Below are 18,410 nucleotides of genomic sequence, written 5' to 3'. Positions count from 1 at the left end.
CGCCAGTGCCGGTCTTGACGGAGCACGTATGGCAACGACCGATCTCGAAGCAGCCCAACCCGCCCGCGAGGCCACCGGTTCGGGGGCCTGGCGATTTGCATCCCAACTCCTCGCGCGCGCCGACGTCAAGATGAACGGCACGCGCCCCTGGGACATGCGCATCCACGACAACCAGGTGCCCGAGCGGGTGCTGGCGCTCGGCAATCTGGGCCTCGGCGAAGCCTATATGGATGGCCAGTGGGATTGCGAACAACTCGACGAGTTCTTCGCACATGTGTTGCGGGCGCATCTGGATGATCAGATCGATCCCGCGCGCCTCGTCTTCCACGCGCTCCGGGCGCGCCTCATGAACCGCCAGACCGTGCGTCGCGCATGGAAGGTCGGTCAGCAGCACTACGATATCGGCAATGCGTTTTACGAGGCCATGCTCGACAAGCGCATGACCTACACCTGCGGTTACTGGTCGGGCGGCGCGAAAACGCTCGAAGAAGCGCAGGAAGCGAAGCTCGACATGATTTGCCGCAAGCTTGGCTTGCAGCCGGGCATGCGTCTGCTCGACATCGGCTGCGGCTGGGGCAGTCTCATGAAGTTCGCCGCCGAGCACTACGGCGTTGCATGCGTGGGCGTGACCATTTCGAAGGAGCAGGCCGCGCTGGGCGCCGCGCGCTGCGAAGGGCTGCCGGTCGAGTTTCGCCTGCAGGACTATCGTCTGCTCGACGAGAAGTTCGATCGCATCGCCAGCGTGGGCATGTTCGAGCACGTCGGGCCGAAAAACTACCGCACGTATATGGAAGTCGCGCATCGTTGTCTCGACAGCGAAGGCCTCTTCCTGCTGCACACGATCGGCAAGAACCGGCGCGACACCACGCCCGATCCGTGGATCGACAAATACATTTTCCCGAACGGCGAATTGCCGACCATCGGCCAGGTCGCCGATGCATCGGGCGGTTTGTTCGTCACCGAAGATCTGCATAATTTCGGCGCCGATTACGACCGCACGCTAATGGCATGGCACGCGAATTTCGAAGCCGCGTGGCCGCGTTTCGAAGCCGAAATGGGCCAGCGTTTCTATCGCATGTGGCGTTACTACCTGCTGTCGTGCGCGGGCGCGTTCCGTGCGCGCGATATTCAGCTCTGGCAATTCGTGCTGTCGAAAAATGGTCGGGTGGGCGGTTACGTGCGGCCTGAAATGCCGTCGGCGGAATAGTCGAATGAAAAAAGGCCTTGAAACAAGGCCTTTTTTAATGCCGTCGCCTGATAAGTCATAACCGCGTGCGCGTTCATGGAATGCGCGACGCGGTTTTTTATTGCACGCGCGTTTAGCGCATGACGGCCGCGACCGTTGCGATGCCGAGTATCGTCATCAGCACGGAAGCGCAGACGTGAATGACGATCTCGCCCGCCGCCCAGCCAAAGCGGCCGTTTTGCAGGTGCGAAACCACTTCGGCGGAGAAGGTCGAAAAAGTCGAGAGGCCGCCCATGCAGCCGGTGATGACGAACAGACGCCATTGCGGCGAGACCTCGGGCAAACGCATGAATGCGGCGACCGCCACGCCAATGACGTAACCGGCGATCACATTGGACGCCAGCGTGCCGAGCGGCAACGAAGGAAACAGCGCGTTCAGCCGCAGGCCGAGCACCCAGCGCAGCAGCGAACCGAGCGCGCCGCCAATACCGACGGCGAGTATGGACAGATACATGTCAGGGGTCGTGGTGAGCGCAATGAAAGGCGCACACGGCTGGCGGCGAACGGTCTGTGCCGGCTGCCGGCGCGCTCCGGCCTGGACCCCGAAAGTGTAGCATCGCGCCGCAGGGCAGCAGGCGCTGCGCGGCGCGATGTGCGACTTGATGCGATGCTGCGCTTACACCATCACGCGAGTCCGCCGTTGGCGCGCAGCGTCTGGCCGTCGACCCAACCGCTGTCCGGCCCGGCGAGGAACGACACGACCGAGGCGATGTCCTCCGGCTGGCCGAGGCGTTCGAGCGGCGGCAGGCTCGCGAAATGGCGGATCTGCTCCTCGGTCTTGCCTTCAAGGAAGAGGGCGGTGGCAACCGGTCCCGGCGCGACGGCGTTGACCGTGATGCCGCGCCCGCGCAATTCCTTCGCGAACACGCGCGTGAGCGCTTCGACCGCATTCTTGGTGGCGTTGTAAATGCCGTATCCCGGCAGATTCAGCGCGAGCGCCGTCGTCGAAAAGTTGATGATGCGCCCGCCGTTCGCGAGTTTCGTGGCGGCTTCGCGCATCGTGTTCAGCGTGCCGCGCACGTTGATGTCGAACATCTCGTCGTAGAGCGCGTCGGTCGAATCGGCGAGCGTGACCACCTTCATCACGCCCGCATTGTTGACGAGCACCGTGGGTTGGCCGAGTTGCGCGATGGTCGTGTCGAACAGCGCGCGCACTTCGTCGGCCTTCGCGATATTGGCTTTCACGGCGATGGCGCGACCGCCCGCCGCCGTGATGGTGGCGACCAGCGCTTCGGCCTCGCGCGCGCTCGACGCATAGTTGACGACGACCGCGTGGCCGTCGCGCGCCAGCCGCTCGGCCACGGCGGCGCCGATGCCGCGCGACGCGCCGGTCACGATCGCCACGCCGCGCGTGCCGCTGTTTGAGGTCGTGGTTGCGTTGCTCATGCTCGATCTCCTTTCGATGGATGTCCGCCGCAGCGGGAATGGAGTCGATCATGCGGGAATTCGCGCCGCCGGTCATTGCGCGGCGGCGGGTTTCATCATTCCATTTCGATTAACAATCGATCGAGGGCGGACGCAGGTTAGCGAACGTAATTCATATCGTCACGTGCGCCTGCGAAGACGCTCAATACGCGATGCAGACCGATTTCGTCTCGGTGTACGCATCGATGATCGCGCGGCCATGTTCGCGTCCGATCCCCGACGACTTGAACCCGCCGAACGGCAGCGCGGGATCGACCATGTTGTGCGTATTCACCCAAACGGTGCCCGCCTGCACGGCATCGACCACGCGCATCGCGCGATCGAGCTGATTGGTCCACACGCTTGCGCCCAACCCGTATTCCGAGGCGTTGGCGGCGTCGATCGCTTCTTCCACGTCGTCGTAGGGCATCGCCACGAGCACCGGGCCGAAGACCTCTTCGCGCACGATGGTCAGCGCGCGATTGCCGGCGTTCGCGATCACGGTCGGCTCGACGAAAAAGCCCGCGCGCTGAGCGTTGCCGCCGCCTGCGAGAATCTCGCCGCCTTCCGCGCGGCCCTGCGCGATCATGCCCGTCACCTTGTCGCGATGACGCGCCGAAACCATCGGCCCCATCTGCGTGGCCGCCTCGAAGCCGGAGCCGAGCACCGTGTTGCGCGCGACGTCCGCAATGCCGCCGACGATCTCGTCGAAGCGCGCGCGCGGCACGTAGAGGCGCGAGCCCGCCGTGCAGACCTGGCCGTGATTGAAGAAGATCGCGCCCGCCGCGCCTTCGATCGCGCGTTGCGGATCGCAGTCGTCGAGCACGATCACGGGGCTCTTGCCGCCGAGTTCGAGCGAAACGCGCTTCAGATCGCTCGCGCATTGCTTGCCGATGATGCGGCCCACTTCGGTCGAGCCGGTGAACGTGACCTTGTCGACGTGCGGATGGCGCACGAGTGCTGCGCCCGCCGTCTCGCCCTGGCCGGTGACGACGTTGAACACGCCCGGCGGAAAGCCCGCTTCGTGCGCGAGTTCGGCGAGACGGATCGCGGTGAGCGGCGTTTCCTCCGCGGGTTTGAGCACGACGGTGCAGCCGCACGCGAGCGCGGGCGCGATCTTCCACACGGCCATCAGCAGCGGAAAATTCCACGGCACGATGGCGGCGACCACGCCTGCGGGCACGCGACGCGTGGAGGCGTTGTAGCGCACGCCCGGCGGAAACGCGAGCGAGAGATCGACCGTGCTGCCTTCGATCTTGGTCGCCCAGCCCGCCATGTAACGCAGCCATTGCACGCTGCCGCCCACTTCCAGCATTTTCGAAAAGCCCAGCAATTTGCCTTGATTGAGCGTTTCGAGCGCGGCGAGTTCGTCGCCGTTCTGCTCGATGAGATCGGCGAGCTTGAGCAGCAGACGCTCGCGCGCGGCGGGCGGCAGGCGTCGCCACGTATCGGCTTCGAAGGCGCGGCGCGCGGCGCTCACGGCTGCGTCGATGTCGGCGTCGCCGGCGTCGGGAACCTGCGCGATTTCATGGCCGGTGGCCGGATTGAACACGGCGAAATGGCGGCCGTTGCCGCTCTCGACAAAGCGTCCGTCGACGAACATCTGCGTGCGGATCGTGTGTGTGAAATCCTGGCGGTCCATCTTGTCTCCTTGATTCGATGATGGGTTCAGCGAAGTTCGATTGCGCCGCGCGTGGCGAGCGCGGACGACGCGACGTATTGCGTCCCGGCGACGCGGCGATGGGCGAGTGCATACGCACAGGCGAGATTGAGCGCGCCGCCGAGCAAGTAAAGCGCGTAGAAGCCCTGGCCGAAGCCCCAGGACGTCGTGGCGAGCGCCGCGCCCGCGAGCATGCCGCCGTGATGAACCACGCCCGGACAACCCGCGTGCGCGGCGCGCTGCATGCGTGACGCGCGGATGAGCGCGGGCAGCGTGAGCGCATCGAGCAGCGCGAAGGCGGGCGCGGCGAAAACGGTCCAGGCGGAAAACGCCGCGAGCGTGAGCGCGGCGAGTAATGCGCCGCGCACGACAAAGAGTGCGAGCAGCGTGTGCCGATGATCGGCGCGATCCGCGATCAAACCGAGCAACGCGACGAGGCAGAGCGACATAGCCGCGTGCGAAAACGAGAACGGTCCGGACCCGCAGATCGAAAAGAATTGAAAGCGGGCGAGCACGCCGCTCGACAAACCGGCAAGCAACGCGGCGGCAAGCATGGCTGCGTTGCTGCGCAACGCGCTATTCACCTCGCTGCGTCTAATTTTATGATTTGGAATCCTTGGTAAATTTTTAAATTGCGAGAAATTCACCATCGGAATGAGCAGTGACAGGCCAAACAAAATCAATATCGCCGCTTGACCGACCGATATGGAATTCGCCTGCGCCGAAGCCGCGCTCATCGCGAGCATCGTTGTCGCGAGCGCGGTGGCGATGGGCGTAATGGACGTAATGGGCCGCGCTGCGAATCGCCGCGCCAGCATCGCGGGCAAGCACGCCATCGCCGCAAGCGCAAGCCCGCTGGCGGCGAGCGCGCCGGTTTGCGTGCCCGCGCGCATCGCCGTCGCCATCACGCCCGCCGCCAACGCGGCCGCGCCGCCCGTCACGGCGCACCACGCGCGCGCAGTGGCGAGCGTGTCGCGAACGTTCATGCCCGGGGGGCGGCGCGCGCGTGGCTGCATGGTCCGCTTACTTCTTGCTGCCGCAGCAGGTGGGGGCGCTGTCCGGCGCGCCGTCCTGCACGCTATGCGGATCGCGTCCGCCCGGCAGATCCATCGCCGGATTGCCGTCGAAGAAGTTATTCGGCTTGAGCATGAATCCCGCGTATTCCACCGGCATCACCGGGAAATCCTCGGGCTTGCAAACGTGCGTATGACCGAAGCTGTGCCACAGCACGATGTCCTCGTTTTCGACGTTGCGATTCGCCTCGATATAACGCGGCAGACCGTCGCCGCCCGCATGCTGATTCGGATAGTCGCCGCTCGCATAGCGTTGCGTGGTGTCGTACGGCGTGACCCATACGTGACGCGTCGCGAAGCCGCCACGCTGGCGTACCTTCGAGTTCGGATCGGCTAGCATTAGCGGCGAGTCGTTGACGATCAGCTTGTAGCCAGGATTCGCACCCACGCGGTTTTTCACGTTCGGATTCACGACTTTCCAGAAGCGGCCGGTCTGACCGTTCGCATTGCGCGCCGCTTCCTGCTCGGTTTTCAGCACGCGCTTCGTGGTGTCGAATACATTGCCGTACGGATTGCCTTCGCCCATCGGACGCGGCACGAATTCATGCTCGGTCACGGCGTTCTTTTCGCCGTCGACCATCATGTGCAGGCGTGCATTGAAGAAGTGCTGATGGGTCGGGCCGCCGAGATTTTCGGTGACCATGCCGCCCCACGGATACGAGCCGCCGTCGGCAACTGCCGAGGTCTGGATAATGCCCGTGAGTTTGCATTCGAGCTGAATCGTGCCGTCCTGATAGAAGTACCAGTAAAAACCGTAATCGTAATTGCCGACCGTTGCGAAGAACGAAATCACCAGGCGGCGCGAGCGGCGCATTTCGAATACGCCGGTGCGGAATTCATAATGCTTCCAGAGCGTGCCGTAATCTTCTTCGTGCAGACAGACGGCGTTTTTCATCGTGAAGCTATTGCCGAAATCGTCGGCGGACGGAATGTCGAAATAGCGGATCGTGCCCAGACAATCGCAACCGAGTTCGAGCTGATTCGCGAGTTTGCCGAGTCCGTATTCGCCTGCGTCGAACGCGCTTTTCCAGTAGTGATTCGTGGTGGGATCGGAGTAGGGCACGCACATCTCCGTCACGCTCGCGCGATAGATGATGGGGCGCGGCGCATGCTTGCCGTCGTCCCATGTGATCTGATTCAGCACGAGACCTTCGCGCGGCGTGAAGCCCACGCGGAAGCTCCAGTTTTGCCATTTCACCTGCCAGCCGTCGATGGTGAAACTCGGACCTTCGGGCTGGCTGATCGACAGCGGTTTGACCGTGTCGCGCGGCTCGCCGAGACTCGGCGTGTCGTAGTTATGCTTTGCGCGCGGAATTGGAATGATGCGGCCGTCGTCGACGAGTTCGATGACTTTCTGTTCGAGCAGATCGACTACCGCGACCACGCCTTCGATCGGATGCGCATAGCCGTTGTCGCTCACGTGCTCGCGGTAGTAACTCACGCAGCGCACGAGGCGACGGCCGCCTTCGTTGGGGCGATCGAACGCGCCTGCCGAAAACGGGTCCACCTGCACGCGTTCGAGATCGTCTTCGGTGAGGCCGCGCTTGAGCACGGCTGCGCGCCACGCCGGATCTTCCTTAACGATGCGCTCGGCATTGATGAAGTCTTCGATCATCACGGGCGGCTGACCGAACGGCGCGCTTTGCAGTGCGAGCGGCGTGCGCGATTCCACTTTCTTCTCACGCAGATCGACGACGAATTCGATCGTTTGCGCGCGTGTGCGATCGATGGCGATCACAAACGCGCGGCGCGAAAAATAATCGCCTTGCTGCCAGGCCAGCACTTCCGCTTTGGGCGGATCGCGCAATTCGGTCACGGGAAAGCGGCCAAATTCGTCGAGCTGTTCGGCGGCTTTCACGATGTCACAGGCGAGCTGCATTTCGGCGAGGCTCAGCGGGTCGAGCGGATGCGAATTCGAGGTCGTGTTCATAAGCATTTCGTAAGGATGTCGTTGAGCCGGAACAGCGCCGCCTGCATCGCGAGAAACCCTGTATGAAGTGCTGAATGCAGGGTGATTCGAGTGGCGATGCCGTGAGCGATGTCGTGCATCCATCGTAGAAACGCCGTATTTTTTTCGCGCTTGCAGAACGCGCCAAAGGGGCGATAGAGTGCGCCATACGCAGAGCGAACGAAGCTGTCAGGCGAACGGAGCGAGACATGAAAAGAGTGCCGGTGAACAGCGGTTATCCGATGATTCGCGGCGCCGTGATGGGTCCGATCGTGCGCGCGCTCGACGCCGCGGGCGCCAATTGCGACGCGCTGCTCGACGAGTTCGGCTTGAGCCGCCGACAGTTGTCGGACCCTTATGAAATCCTGCCGCTGGGGCGTTATGTCGAGGTGTTCGAACGCGCCGCGCAGGTGCTCGACGAGCCGTGGCTCGGGCTGCGTCTGGGCAACGAATTGCAGCTCACGGAACTCGGTCCGGCCGGGCTCGTGTTCATGTCGTCGCCGACGCTCGGCTCCGCAATCCGTAGATTCACCGATGCGTTGGCCTCATGGCAAAGCGCCACGCTCGTCGACCTCGTGAGCGACAATGAATGGCCGATGTGGAGCTATCGCATCGCGCATGCGAACATCTGGCCGCGTCGTCAGGATGCCGAATACAGCGTGAGCGCGATGTGCCACATGATTCGCCTCGTGCGCGGCGCGCAATGGACGCCGGTCGAGATCCATTTCGAGCACGCCGCGCCCGCCGATATCAAACCCTATATGCGGATTTTCCGCGTGCCGGTGCGTTTTCAGCAGCCTGCGAGCGGTGTGGTCCTGCATCCGCACGATCTCGACGCGCCGCTCAAAAGCGCCGACACCCAGCTTGCGCGCCTGATGGAGCGTCACGCCACCGACCTCATTTCGCGCGATACCGTGCCCCATAATCTCGTCGATCAGGTTCGCGATCTCGTCACGCGGCGACTCGCGCGCGAGAAACTCGTGGTGGCCGATATCGCACGCGACCTCGGACTTTCGAACCGCTCCTTGCAGCGCCATCTCGCGGAGGCGGGCACCTCCGTGCGCGAGATCATTCGCGACGAGCGCCAACGCAGCGTGGCCGTGCTGCGCGATCAGGAAGGCATGACGAACGCAGCGGTCGCGCGCGCCGTTGGTTATGCCGACGCCACCGTGCTCTGGCGCGCCACGCGCAACTGGGCGCGGCCGGAAAAATAGCGACCGTCCGCGAATCGCCGCGCGCTTACAAATAGAAAGCTATGCCGGCGCGAGCGGCGTTCGACCGCTCCGTTCATTGATTCGTCATCCGAATCAAATTCGGAATTTTTGCCTCGTTAAGTAAAAACCCGCAGGGGTGTTGGCGCACTTTATCGAAAATTTGGCGCGGAAAGCCAGGTCGCCGGATTTTTTAGCTGCCTACCATGCGCTCCAATCGATTCACGAAATGGCATCGCGAATGCCGTCCGCGAGATTCGATTCCCCGAGCGCCAGGGCACGCGGTTCCCATCGTGTCGAATGGCGAATGACAGTCCAGACACCAGCAGAGGCAACGATGAACGAACCGTTTTCAACCGCCGGCCTCGTCGGCGATGACGCCGCAGACGCCTCGGCGCCGCAGCGCAGCCGCCTCGGCCTGTGGCAGATCGTGTTTCTCGTGATTTCGGCGGCCGCGCCACTGACCGGCATGCTCGGCGCGGTGCCACCGGCCATCAGCCTCGGCAATGGCGCGGGCATTCCGGGCGCGTTCGTGATCGCGGGCGTGGTGCTGCTCGTGTTCAGCGTGGGCTTCGCCTCGATGAGCCGCCACATCGTGCGCGCCGGTGCGTTTTACGCCTACATCACGGCGGGTTTCGGGCGACCGCTCGGCATGGCGGGCGCGCTCGTCGCGCTGCTGTCGTACACCTGCATCCAGATCGCGCTCTACGGCCTGTTTGGATTTTTCTGCACGGTGGTACTCGGCCCGATGCTGCATAGCGCGCTGCCGTGGTACGCGTATTCGCTCGCTTGTCTTGCCATCGTGCAGATCACGGGATTGCGCGGCATCGATCTCAACAGCCGCCTGCTCGGCGTGCTGATGTGCCTCGAAATGGGCATTCTGCTCGTGCTCTCGCTCGCCATCGTGACGCATCACGGCGGCCCCGATGGACTCACGCTCGAACCGTTCGCGCCGAAGCACGTTTTCAGCGGTCATATGGGCATTGCGGTGATGTTCGCGCTCGCGTCGTTCATCGGTTTCGAGGCGACGGCCATCTACGGCAAGGAGTGTCGCGATCCGAAAATCACGGTGCCGCGCGCGACCTATGTGTCGGTGTCGTTGATTCTGGTGTTCTTCGCGTTCGTTACGTGGGCCATCGTGTGCGCATACGGCTTGAAAGACGTGGCCGATGTCGCGACGAAACAGCCTGGCGATTTTTGGTTCATGCAGTCGGCGAAATATCTCGGCGGCACGATGACGACCGCGATGAGCCTGTTGCTGCTCTCCAGTATTTTCGCGAGCCTGTTGTCGTTTCATAACACGATCGTGCGCTACATTCACGCGCTGTCGGTCGAAGGTCTGCTGCCTGCGAAACTCGATCGCCTGCATCCGAAGTACGGTTCGCCGTATCTCGCGAGCTATCTGCAAACGCTCTCGGTGCTGGCGCCGATCGGCATCTTCGTGATGGTGGGCGCGGACCCGTTCAATATCGTCTTTAGCTGCACGTCGGCGTTGGGCACGATCGGCATCGTGATGTTGCAGGCGGTGACGAGTTTCGCGGTGGTCGCGTATTTTCGCGCGACGAAAAAGGACACGCGCTTCTGGCACGCACTCGCGGCGCCGGTGCTGGGCGGCATCGGGCTGCTGTGGATCGGCTTCGTGCTGATCGGCAATCTGGACGCGCTCTCGGGCTCCGATAGCGCCATCGTGCGCGCGTTTCCGTGGATCGTGCTCACGGTCGCCGTGCTCGGCATCGTGCTGGGCTTCGCGCTCAAGCGCGCGCGGCCCGACATCTACGCGCGCTTCGGGCAGTAGCAGGCAGGGCGAGGGCGCGTTCCCCGCGCCTCGCTGAAGGCTTCATTCAGCACGACCTCCAGCAGTCAACTCTGGCAGCAGCTACGCGGGCGGCGCGTGCGAACGACGCGCGCCGTGGCCCGGTCGCGTCCGGCGCATGACGGCCCGCGCGATCTCTCACTTCAAAAAGACAACGACATGGCAGATCTTTTCGTCAAGCGCGCGGCGCTGGCGCTGGCTTCGTGCACCCTCGCGATCGGCGCACACGCGCAATCTTCCGTCACGCTGTACGGCACCGTGGATGCGGGCATCGTCTATTCGACGAACCAGCAAACCACGCACGCCGATGGCAGCACCGACGGCCACTCGAACTGGCAACTGGGCGGCGGCAATCTCGTGCCGTCGCGCTGGGGTCTCACGGGCAGTGAAGACATCGGCGGCGGCACGACGGTGAATTTCACGCTGGAAAACAGCCTGCTTACGCAGAACGGCGCGATGCTGCAAAGCGGCACGCTGTTCAATCGCAATGCGTGGGTGGGCGTCGCGAACGCGAACTACGGCACGCTCACGCTGGGGCGTCAGTACGATCCGTTCTCCGATTACCTGGGTGCGTATGCATCGAGCAATAACTGGGCAACGCTTTACGGTTCGCATTTCGGCGATGTCGATAACCTCAACGAAGCGTTCAATTTCAATAACTCGATCAAATATCTGAGCCCGAGTTTCGGCGGCCTGACCGTGGACGGCTTGTTCAGTCTCGGCGGCATCGCCGGTGACTTCTCGCGCAATCGCGGCTGGTCGCTCGCGGCCAATTACACGCACGGTCCGCTGTCGCTGTCGGCGGGCTATCTGCAATTGCACAATCCCTTGCAGGCGGCATTGGGCGGGGAGAGCGGCTATATCGGCGATTTCAGTTGCGCGAATGCCGACGCCTCGTATTGCGAATTGCAGAATGCGCAGAAGATCGATATCTGGGGCGCGGGCGGTTCGTACGTCGTCGGTCCGGTGACGGTGGCGCTGAGCTATACGCACACGCGGCTGTCGCAAAGTCAGTACTTCGCCAGCGCCGCGCAACCGCAAGGCGCGAATATCTCATTCGATATCGCGGAGTTGAATACGATGTGGCAATACTCGCCTGCGCTGCAATTCGGCTTTGCGTATATTTTCAACGACGCCCATCCGGGCGACAGTTCGTCGACGCGCGTGCATCAGATCAATCTCGGCGCAGTCTACAACCTCTCCAAGCGGACCGCGCTCTATGCGGTGGCGATCGGCCAGAAGTCGTCGGGGGCGGGCATCGGGATCGACGCATCGACTGGCGCATCGCGCAATCTCGCGCAGATTCCGAACCTCGTGAATTCGGACACCGACAAGCAACTCGCAGTGATCGCCGGGATTCGCCACAACTTCTGAGCGAGGGCGCGCACGGGCGCGTTGCGTTGCACCGCGCAAAAAAAGCGCGGGGCAGGCCGGACAAGCGGGGCAAGCGGGGCGGCGCCTGGCCGCTTCGCGCGCCCGGCGGGCGGATCGGCGCTAAAATGAACCGGTCCGCTTTCCGCGTGAGCCCTCGCATGAAAGTTGCCCTGTTCATCCCGTGTTTCATCGACGCGTTCTACCCCGAGGTGGGGATCGCCACGCTCGAATTGCTGGAGCGGTTCGGCTGCGAGGTCGACTATCCGCTGGAGCAGACCTGCTGCGGCCAGCCGATGGCCAACAGCGGCGCTCAGGCCGACGCCGCGGGCGCGGAACGCGTGTTCGTGCGCGCCTTCGCGGGCTACGATCATATCGTCGGGCCGTCGGCGAGCTGCGTGAACCACGTGCGCGACCATCTCACCGCCATCGAGCAGACCGACGAAGTGCGCCGCGTGCGCGCCAACACTTACGAGCTGGTCGAATTCTTGCACGACGTGCTCGGCGCACGCGATTTTCCGTGGGCCGAATTCCCCTGGCGTGTGGGCTTGCACAATAGCTGCAGCGCGCTGCGTCATCTGCACGAAGCGTCGATGTCCGAAATCGCCGGCGCGCCGTTTTCGAAACCGCTCGCACTGCTGCAACACATCAAGGGCATCGAGTTCGTGCAGCCTAAACGCCCCGACGAATGCTGCGGTTTTGGCGGCACGTTCGCGGTGACCGAAGAAGCGGTCTCGGTACGCATGGGCCAGGACAAGATCGTCGATCACGTGAGCGCGGGCGCACAGTACATCGTCTCGGGCGACATGTCGTGCCTCATGCACCAGCAGGGCTGCGCGGAGCGTATGAAGGCCGACGTGCGTTTCATCCACATCGCCCAGGTGCTCAACGGAGCGCGCGCATGAGTGCCGGTTCCCCCACGAGGACGAATCCGAATCCGAGCGTGAGCCCGCTCGAACCGCCGCGTCAAGCCAACGCGAACTCTGGAAAGCGCGTCGAGCACGCGAAACTCGCGGGCTCGTTTCTCGCGCATCCCGAACATGTCGACTTTCACGACAAACGACTCTGGGATCTGCGCACGAAACGCGACGCCCAGGCGCACGCAATTCCCGAATGGGAAACGTTGCGCACGCTCGCTTCGCAGATCAAGGCGCACACGCTTTCGCACCTGGCCGATTATCTCGACCAGTTCACGCGCGTGGCCGAAGCGAATGGCGTAAAAGTCCATTTCGCCGATACGGCGGGCGAGCATAACGAAACGGTTTTCCGCATTCTCAGCGAACGCGGCATTACGGCGCTCGTGAAAAGCAAGTCGATGCTCACCGACGAATGCGAGATGCGCCCTTATCTGGAGCAGCGCGGCATTGCGGTGATGGAAACCGATCTCGGCGAGCGTATCCAGCAACTCGATCAACAGCCGCCGAGCCATATCGTCGTGCCGGCCGTGCACAAATTGCGCGACGACGTGGCCCAGGTCTTCGGCCGTACGATCGGCACCGATCCGCACAACAACGATATTCATTATCTGGCCGAAAGTCAGCGCATGAATACGCGTCCGTGGTTCGTGCGCGATCGCACGGCGGGCATGACGGGCTGCAATTTCGCGGTGGCGGAAACCGGCACGGTGGTGGTGTGCACGAATGAAGGCAACGCCGATCTCTCGGCCAATGTGCCGCCCATTCATATTGTGTCGATGGGCATCGAGAAGTTGATTCCGCGTCTGTCCGATCTCGGTGTGTTTATCCGCATGCTTTCGCGCAGCGCGCTCGGCTCGCCGATCACGCAATACACCTCGCATTTCCGTGCGCCGCGCGAAGGCGCAGAACTGCATTTCGTGCTTGTCGATAATGGCCGCAGCGCGCGGCTCGCGATGCCCGACTTCTGGTATTCGCTCAAATGCATTCGCTGTGGCGCGTGCATGAATACGTGTCCGGTGTATCGGCGCAGCGGCGGGCTGTCTTATGGCAGCACCTACGCGGGACCGATCGGCGCGATCATCAATCCCACCTTCGATCTGAAACGATTCAGCGCGCTGCCGTTCGCGTCCACACTCAACGGCAGTTGCACCAATGTGTGCCCGGTGAAAATCAATATTCACGAACAGATTTATCAATGGCGCGAAGTGATCGCCGCTCAACATGCGGTGCCGTTCGTGAAGCAGGAAGTGCTCAAAATGGCGGGCAAACTGCTCGCGAGCCCGAAGCTCTACCGCACGGCCGTGAGTTCGCTCGATGGCGCGCTGCGACGCCTGCCGAATTTCGTGCTGTATAACCCGCTGAATATCTGGGGACGCCAACGCACGCTGCCGCAGGCGCCATCCACGACGTTTCATGCGTGGTATCGCAAACACCGTGGCAAGGGAGGCGGCGATGGCCAGTCGTGAGACTTTTCTGGCGCGCGTGCGCGCGGCGCAACCGGCCGCCGAACCGCTGCCCGAAGTGCCGGGCTTCGATGCGCCGCCGGGCGATGTGCGCGAGCGTTTCGTCGCAAGTCTGGCGCTGATGGGCGGAAAGACCGCACAAGTTGCATCGGGCGGCGAGGTGCTTGCGCAGATTCAGGCGCGCTTCGGCGCGGACGTGTCCATCGTGTCCAGCGCGCCGGAAGTGCCCGGCACGCGCGCGATCGATGCACATACGCCGCCTGCCTCGCTCGAAGACGTGCAGGTGGGCGTGGTGCGGGCGCGCTTCGGCGTGGCGGAAACGGGTTCGGTGTGGCTGAGCGAGCGCGAATACGGCGTGAACGCGCTCGGCTATCTCGTGCAGCATCTTTATGTGCTGCTCGATCCCGCTGCGGTCGTGGCGGGTTTGCAGGACGCGTATTGGCGCGACGACTTCCGTCACGCGCGTTACGCGGTGCTGGTCACGGGCCCGTCCGCGACCGCCGATATCGAGGGCGTGCTCATTCAGGGCGCGCAAGGGGTGAGATCGCTGACCGTCGTGTGGTTGCCCGCGCCGTGACGGTGCCGCGCGCGCTCGACACGCACGACATCGAGGCGATCTCGCAAGCCGGGCAGTCACGCGAGCGACGATGGTCATCCACATTCTTCTACTGAGCGGTTTTCTGCTGGCGAGTATCGCGCTGGTGCAAGCCGTGAGTCTGCGATTCGCGCTGTCCGAATCCGTGCTGCTCGCGGCGTGGGGTTTCGCGCTGGGCGGCATCTATATGGCGAGCGGCGATCTGTGGCCGCAACTCGCGTCGAGCTTCGTCACGCCCGCGCTCGAGCCGCGCCTGCCGCCCGAAGCCTATCTCTGGATCTTCCTGCCGCTGCTGCTGTTCCAGGCCGCGCTCAGCGTGAACGTGCGCGAGATGCTCGGCGACGCCGCGCCCATCCTGCTGCTCGCGGTCGTCGCCGTGTTCGTGGCGACGGCGATGGTCGGCGGCGGCATCGGCCTCACGGGACTCGGGCCGGTCACCGACGGCCTGTTGCTCGGCGCGATGGTCGCCACCACCGATCCCTCGGCGGTGCTCGCCGTGTTCCGCGAAGTGGGCGCGCCCGCGCGCCTCGTGCGCCTCGTGGAAGGCGAGAGCCTGCTCAACGACGCGGCCGCGATCGCCATCGCGAGCGTGCTGATTGCCGCCATCACCGGTGACGCCGCCGCGGCAACGGCGAGCGCCGCGCTGCGCACGCTCGCCGTCGAACTCGTTGGCGGCCTCGCGGTGGGCGCGCTGGCCGGACGCGCCGTCGCGTATCTGCTGCCGAATCTGGGCGGCGAGGGCAAGGCCGAAATCTCGCTGAGCTTCGCACTGCCGTATCCGCTCTATCTGCTCGCCGATCAGGTGCTGCACGTGTCGGGGGTGGTGGCGGTGGTGGCGGCCGGCCTCGTTATCAGCGGGCTGGGGCGCACGCGTCTGTCGCCGCGTAACTGGGAGCATCTGCAACTGATCTGGGAACAGGTCGCGGCGATGGCGGGCGCGGCGATCTTTTTGCTCGCGGCCATGCAGATTCCCGCCACCTTGAGCGCGGCGCACTGGGGCGATCTGCTCGCGCTCGTGGTGGTCGTGATCGCCGCGTTGCTCGCGCGCCTCGTGGTGGCGTTCGGCATGCTGCCGCTGTTGAGCAAGCTGAAACTCACCGAGCCCGTGAGCGCCGCCTACAAACTCGTGATCGCATGGGGCGGATTGCGCGGCGCGGTCACGCTGGTGCTCGCACTCGGCCTCGCGCAGAACGAGGCGCTGCCGGAAAGCACGCGCCGCTTCGTGGCGATCCTCGCGACCGGCTTCGTGCTGGTGAGCCTGATCGTCAACGGCTCGTCGCTGAAACTGCTGATCAAGCGGCTCAAACTCGATCTGCTCTCGCCGCAAGAGACCGCATTGCAGCAGCAAGCGGTGCAGCTTTCGTCGATCCGCGTCTCCGAGGAAGTGCATGCGGCGGCCCGCACGTTCCGCATTTCCGATGTGATCGCCGACGAAGCGTGCAGCACGTTCCGCCGCAGCATCGACCTCTGCACGACGGCTTTCGATATCGAAGTGGCGTTGTCCGAGCGCGAGCGTCTGGCGATCGGGCTCGTCACGCTGGCGTCGAAAGAGCGCGATCTGATTCCGCGCTATGGCAGCGGCATCATCACGGTCCGCAATCTGGATGCGATGATGCAGAACACCGACGCCATGATCGAGGAGTCGCGCGTGTCGGGCCGCATCGGCTATCAGCGCGCGGCAGCACGCATTCTCGAAGATACGCCGGGCCTGCGTCTCGCGCGTTTCGTCGCGCGCTGGGTGCATATCACGCAGCCCTACTCGGATGCGCTCGCGGACCGTTTCGAACTCTTGATGTGCCGGCGCGTCGTGCTGCACGAGTTGTACGCGTTCTCGGAAACGAGCCTGACGCCGCTGCTCGGCGCGCGGCTCGCGAAGCTGCTGGGCACCATACTGAAGGGGCGCATCGAAGCGGTGGAGCGTGGGCTCGATGAAGTGCGCGCCTGCTTTGGACATGGCGCCGACGTGCTGGAGCGCCGCATGATGTTGCTGTACGCGCTGCGCGAAGGCCGCGCGCGCGTGGTGGCAATGTACGAGGACCGCTCGATCTCGAAGGAGATCTACGATTCGATTCGCCGCGAGCTGGACGTGGCGTGGAAGCTCGCGGTGCCGCGCGCGCATCCGGGCGTGCTGCTGCCTTCGGAGGCGGCGCTCGCGCACGAGGACGCCGCGCCGATTTCGATCGACGAAGCCGATGCGTCGCGCGACGCGGCGACGGCACGCAGCGAGTCCGTCGAGCAGGCGCCGCGCGAGGAAAGCGCGCATGAAGGCACGCATGAAAGCGCGCATGAAAGCGCCCCCGAACAGCGAGCCGCGCCATGACCGAACTCGGCTACGCGGCGCTCGTCTTCGTGCTGCTGCTTGGCGGCACCGGCCTGGGGGTGTTGCTCAAGCCTCTGCTGCCCGAGGAACATCGCAAGCACGAGACCGTGCAGCTCGTGCAACTCGTTGTCGGCATGCTCGTGACGTTCGCGGCGCTGGTGCTGAGCCTGCTCACCGCATCGGCGAAAACGAGCTATGACACCGCCACCGACGACATGCGCGCTTACGCGGCGGACCTGATCCAGCTCGACTCGCGGCTGCGCGACTATGGCGAAGGCGCCGACGCCACGCGCCACGCGCTGCGTGTCTACACGGCGGCGGCGATCGCCTCGACGTGGCCGCAGGAGGGCGCGCCGCCGGGCGATTATTATCCGCGCGTCCAGGGCGCGCGTGACGGCGAGCTGGAAAGCACGCAACTCGGCGCGATGCTCAACACGGTCGGTCATCAGATTGCGTTGTTCGATCCGCACGACCGCTATCAGGCGGCGCTCGCGACACGTCTGGGCGATCTGTTCGCGCGCGTGCGCGATACGCGCTGGCGACTGATCGAGGAGGCGCACGGCACGATCTCACGGCCGTTCTTCGCCATGCTCACACTTTGGCTCATGCTGATCTTTCTGAGCTTCGGACTGGTCGCGCCACATAACTCGCTGGCCGCCGTGATGATCGTGCTGGGTGCGGTGTCGATCTCGTCGTCGGTGTATGTGATCGTCGATCTCGATACGCCGTTCACGGGGCAGATCATTATCGCCAGCGATGCCATGCGCGACGCGCTCCGGCACATGAACGTGCCGCGCGATCCCGGCGTGCTGCTGCCGCGTGCGCAGTAACGTCCCTGGTAACGCGCGCAGCGACGTGCGGCATTGCGCTAGACTCGCGCATCGCATCGGATCGATGTGATCGGGAAACCGGCAAACAGGAACAGGAGCTCACCGATGCTGCGCAAGACACTCAACGCATCGCGACTGCAGGACGAGGTGAAGCGCCGCCTTCAGCGCTTGCAGGAAGTGGTGGAGGACGGCGTGAAGATTGTCGTGCCGCGTCCGCAGATCCAGGCCGCTGATCGCACGGGCTGCAACTGGACGATGAAGCACTTCGGCAATGCGGCGGGTTTCGAGGCGAGCATCGCGGGCGTGCTCGCGCAGGTGCAGAACGAGTACAACCTCGCGGAAGGCGACGAAGCTGCGGACGCCACTGAAGCAGAGGAAACGCCGCGCCGTGCAGCGGCCGATCCGTTCGGCGGCGCGGGCGCATCGAATGCACCCGTCAATCCGTTCGGCGACACGACGCGCGCCGCGAAGGCGAATCCGTTTGGCGATGCCACGCCCGCGAAGTCGGGCGGCGATCCGTTCGGCGCGCCGCAGGCTCCCGATGACGAAGCGAACGAGC

At 64.1% G+C, this 18,410-nt stretch carries 14 protein-coding genes and 1 pseudogene; 10 read left to right on the top strand and 5 right to left on the bottom strand.

Features of this window, described 5'->3' with window-relative positions; genetic code table 11:
* Positions 1-28 precede the first annotated feature (28 nt).
* Positions 29-1,207, top strand: a complete 1,179-nt coding sequence (gene cfa, locus G5S35_RS09405; RefSeq protein ID WP_110329315.1) for a cyclopropane fatty acyl phospholipid synthase — start codon at positions 29-31, stop codon at positions 1,205-1,207.
* Between the two features lie 112 nt (positions 1,208-1,319).
* On the opposite strand, the gene crcB is transcribed toward cfa, so the two are convergent.
* From crcB to G5S35_RS09380, 5 genes are all read right to left on the bottom strand, one after another.
* The gene (gene crcB / locus G5S35_RS09400; RefSeq protein WP_065061136.1) at positions 1,320-1,700 is read right to left on the bottom strand and encodes a fluoride efflux transporter CrcB; all 381 of its coding nucleotides are present in this window, start codon (positions 1,698-1,700) and stop codon (positions 1,320-1,322) included.
* A 170-nt stretch (positions 1,701-1,870) separates the two neighbouring features.
* Complete coding sequence (locus G5S35_RS09395) at positions 1,871-2,632, bottom strand: SDR family oxidoreductase (protein WP_065061137.1); 762 nt, start codon at positions 2,630-2,632, stop codon at positions 1,871-1,873.
* Between the two features lie 181 nt (positions 2,633-2,813).
* On the bottom strand, positions 2,814-4,292 hold the full coding sequence (gene styD / locus G5S35_RS09390) for a phenylacetaldehyde dehydrogenase StyD (RefSeq protein WP_183038240.1): 1,479 nt from the start codon (positions 4,290-4,292) through the stop codon (positions 2,814-2,816).
* 26 nt (positions 4,293-4,318) lie between these two features.
* A complete protein-coding gene (locus G5S35_RS09385; protein WP_183038239.1) occupies positions 4,319-5,296 on the bottom strand; it encodes a hypothetical protein in 978 nt (325 codons plus the stop codon).
* 37 nt (positions 5,297-5,333) lie between these two features.
* A complete protein-coding gene (locus G5S35_RS09380; protein WP_110329312.1) occupies positions 5,334-7,313 on the bottom strand; it encodes a primary-amine oxidase in 1,980 nt (659 codons plus the stop codon).
* Positions 7,314-7,540: 227 nt separating this feature from the next.
* Between G5S35_RS09380 and G5S35_RS09375 the strand changes: the two genes are divergently transcribed.
* The 9 genes and pseudogenes from G5S35_RS09375 to G5S35_RS09335 form a co-directional block, all read left to right on the top strand.
* Entirely contained in the window at positions 7,541-8,545 is a 1,005-nt protein-coding gene (locus tag G5S35_RS09375; protein WP_065061141.1) for an AraC family transcriptional regulator, read from the top strand.
* Positions 8,546-8,879: 334 nt separating this feature from the next.
* Positions 8,880-10,337 (top strand): APC family permease, encoded by a 1,458-nt coding sequence (locus G5S35_RS09370; protein ID WP_074986393.1) that lies wholly within the window; start codon positions 8,880-8,882, stop codon positions 10,335-10,337.
* Between the two features lie 177 nt (positions 10,338-10,514).
* Positions 10,515-11,729: a porin gene (locus G5S35_RS09365; RefSeq protein WP_080180563.1), complete on the top strand. Its 1,215-nt coding sequence runs from the start codon at positions 10,515-10,517 to the stop codon at positions 11,727-11,729.
* A gap of 158 nt (positions 11,730-11,887) precedes the next feature.
* The gene (locus G5S35_RS09360; RefSeq protein WP_074986392.1) at positions 11,888-12,631 is read left to right on the top strand and encodes a (Fe-S)-binding protein; all 744 of its coding nucleotides are present in this window, start codon (positions 11,888-11,890) and stop codon (positions 12,629-12,631) included.
* Positions 12,628-14,109 carry a lactate utilization protein B gene (locus tag G5S35_RS09355; RefSeq protein WP_080180562.1) on the top strand — a complete coding sequence of 494 codons (1,482 nt, stop codon included), beginning with the start codon at positions 12,628-12,630 and terminating at the stop codon, positions 14,107-14,109. Before G5S35_RS09360 ends, G5S35_RS09355 begins: the two co-directional genes overlap by 4 nt.
* Positions 14,096-14,683, top strand: a complete 588-nt coding sequence (locus tag G5S35_RS09350) for a LutC/YkgG family protein (RefSeq protein ID WP_110329308.1) — start codon at positions 14,096-14,098, stop codon at positions 14,681-14,683. The genes G5S35_RS09355 and G5S35_RS09350 overlap by 14 nt, the downstream gene beginning before the upstream one ends.
* Before the next feature lie 70 nt (positions 14,684-14,753).
* Positions 14,754-17,021 (top strand): cation:proton antiporter, encoded by a 2,268-nt coding sequence (locus G5S35_RS09345; protein ID WP_110329307.1) that lies wholly within the window; start codon positions 14,754-14,756, stop codon positions 17,019-17,021.
* Positions 17,018-17,851 (top strand): bestrophin-like domain, encoded by an 834-nt coding sequence (locus G5S35_RS09340; protein ID WP_065061145.1) that lies wholly within the window; start codon positions 17,018-17,020, stop codon positions 17,849-17,851. The genes G5S35_RS09345 and G5S35_RS09340 overlap by 4 nt, the downstream gene beginning before the upstream one ends.
* Positions 17,852-17,956: 105 nt before the next feature.
* Positions 17,957-18,190: pseudogene (locus G5S35_RS09335) on the top strand (hypothetical protein); the annotation flags it as partial.
* Positions 18,191-18,410: the final 220 nt, after the last annotated feature.

Source organism: Paraburkholderia tropica (assembly GCF_014171495.1).
Classification (GTDB): domain Bacteria; phylum Pseudomonadota; class Gammaproteobacteria; order Burkholderiales; family Burkholderiaceae; genus Paraburkholderia; species Paraburkholderia tropica.
The sequence above is the reverse complement of the archived record's forward strand: the minus strand, read 5'-3'. Positions and strand labels throughout refer to the sequence as shown.

What these genes read in the sequence shown, in the direction of transcription:
- G5S35_RS09380 (WP_110329312.1), bottom strand. Translation starts at nt 7,313, where the DNA reads ATGAACACGACCTCGAATTCGCATCCGCTCGACCCGCTGAGCCTCGCC.
- G5S35_RS09360 (WP_074986392.1), top strand. Translation starts at nt 11,888, where the DNA reads ATGAAAGTTGCCCTGTTCATCCCGTGTTTCATCGACGCGTTCTACCCC.
- G5S35_RS09370 (WP_074986393.1), top strand. Translation starts at nt 8,880, where the DNA reads ATGAACGAACCGTTTTCAACCGCCGGCCTCGTCGGCGATGACGCCGCA.
- G5S35_RS09375 (WP_065061141.1), top strand. Translation starts at nt 7,541, where the DNA reads ATGAAAAGAGTGCCGGTGAACAGCGGTTATCCGATGATTCGCGGCGCC.
- styD (WP_183038240.1), bottom strand. Translation starts at nt 4,292, where the DNA reads ATGGACCGCCAGGATTTCACACACACGATCCGCACGCAGATGTTCGTC.
- G5S35_RS09355 (WP_080180562.1), top strand. Translation starts at nt 12,628, where the DNA reads ATGAGTGCCGGTTCCCCCACGAGGACGAATCCGAATCCGAGCGTGAGC.
- G5S35_RS09385 (WP_183038239.1), bottom strand. Translation starts at nt 5,296, where the DNA reads ATGAACGTTCGCGACACGCTCGCCACTGCGCGCGCGTGGTGCGCCGTG.
- G5S35_RS09395 (WP_065061137.1), bottom strand. Translation starts at nt 2,632, where the DNA reads ATGAGCAACGCAACCACGACCTCAAACAGCGGCACGCGCGGCGTGGCG.
- G5S35_RS09340 (WP_065061145.1), top strand. Translation starts at nt 17,018, where the DNA reads ATGACCGAACTCGGCTACGCGGCGCTCGTCTTCGTGCTGCTGCTTGGC.
- cfa (WP_110329315.1), top strand. Translation starts at nt 29, where the DNA reads ATGGCAACGACCGATCTCGAAGCAGCCCAACCCGCCCGCGAGGCCACC.
- G5S35_RS09345 (WP_110329307.1), top strand. Translation starts at nt 14,754, where the DNA reads ATGGTCATCCACATTCTTCTACTGAGCGGTTTTCTGCTGGCGAGTATC.
- G5S35_RS09365 (WP_080180563.1), top strand. Translation starts at nt 10,515, where the DNA reads ATGGCAGATCTTTTCGTCAAGCGCGCGGCGCTGGCGCTGGCTTCGTGC.
- G5S35_RS09350 (WP_110329308.1), top strand. Translation starts at nt 14,096, where the DNA reads ATGGCCAGTCGTGAGACTTTTCTGGCGCGCGTGCGCGCGGCGCAACCG.
- crcB (WP_065061136.1), bottom strand. Translation starts at nt 1,700, where the DNA reads ATGTATCTGTCCATACTCGCCGTCGGTATTGGCGGCGCGCTCGGTTCG.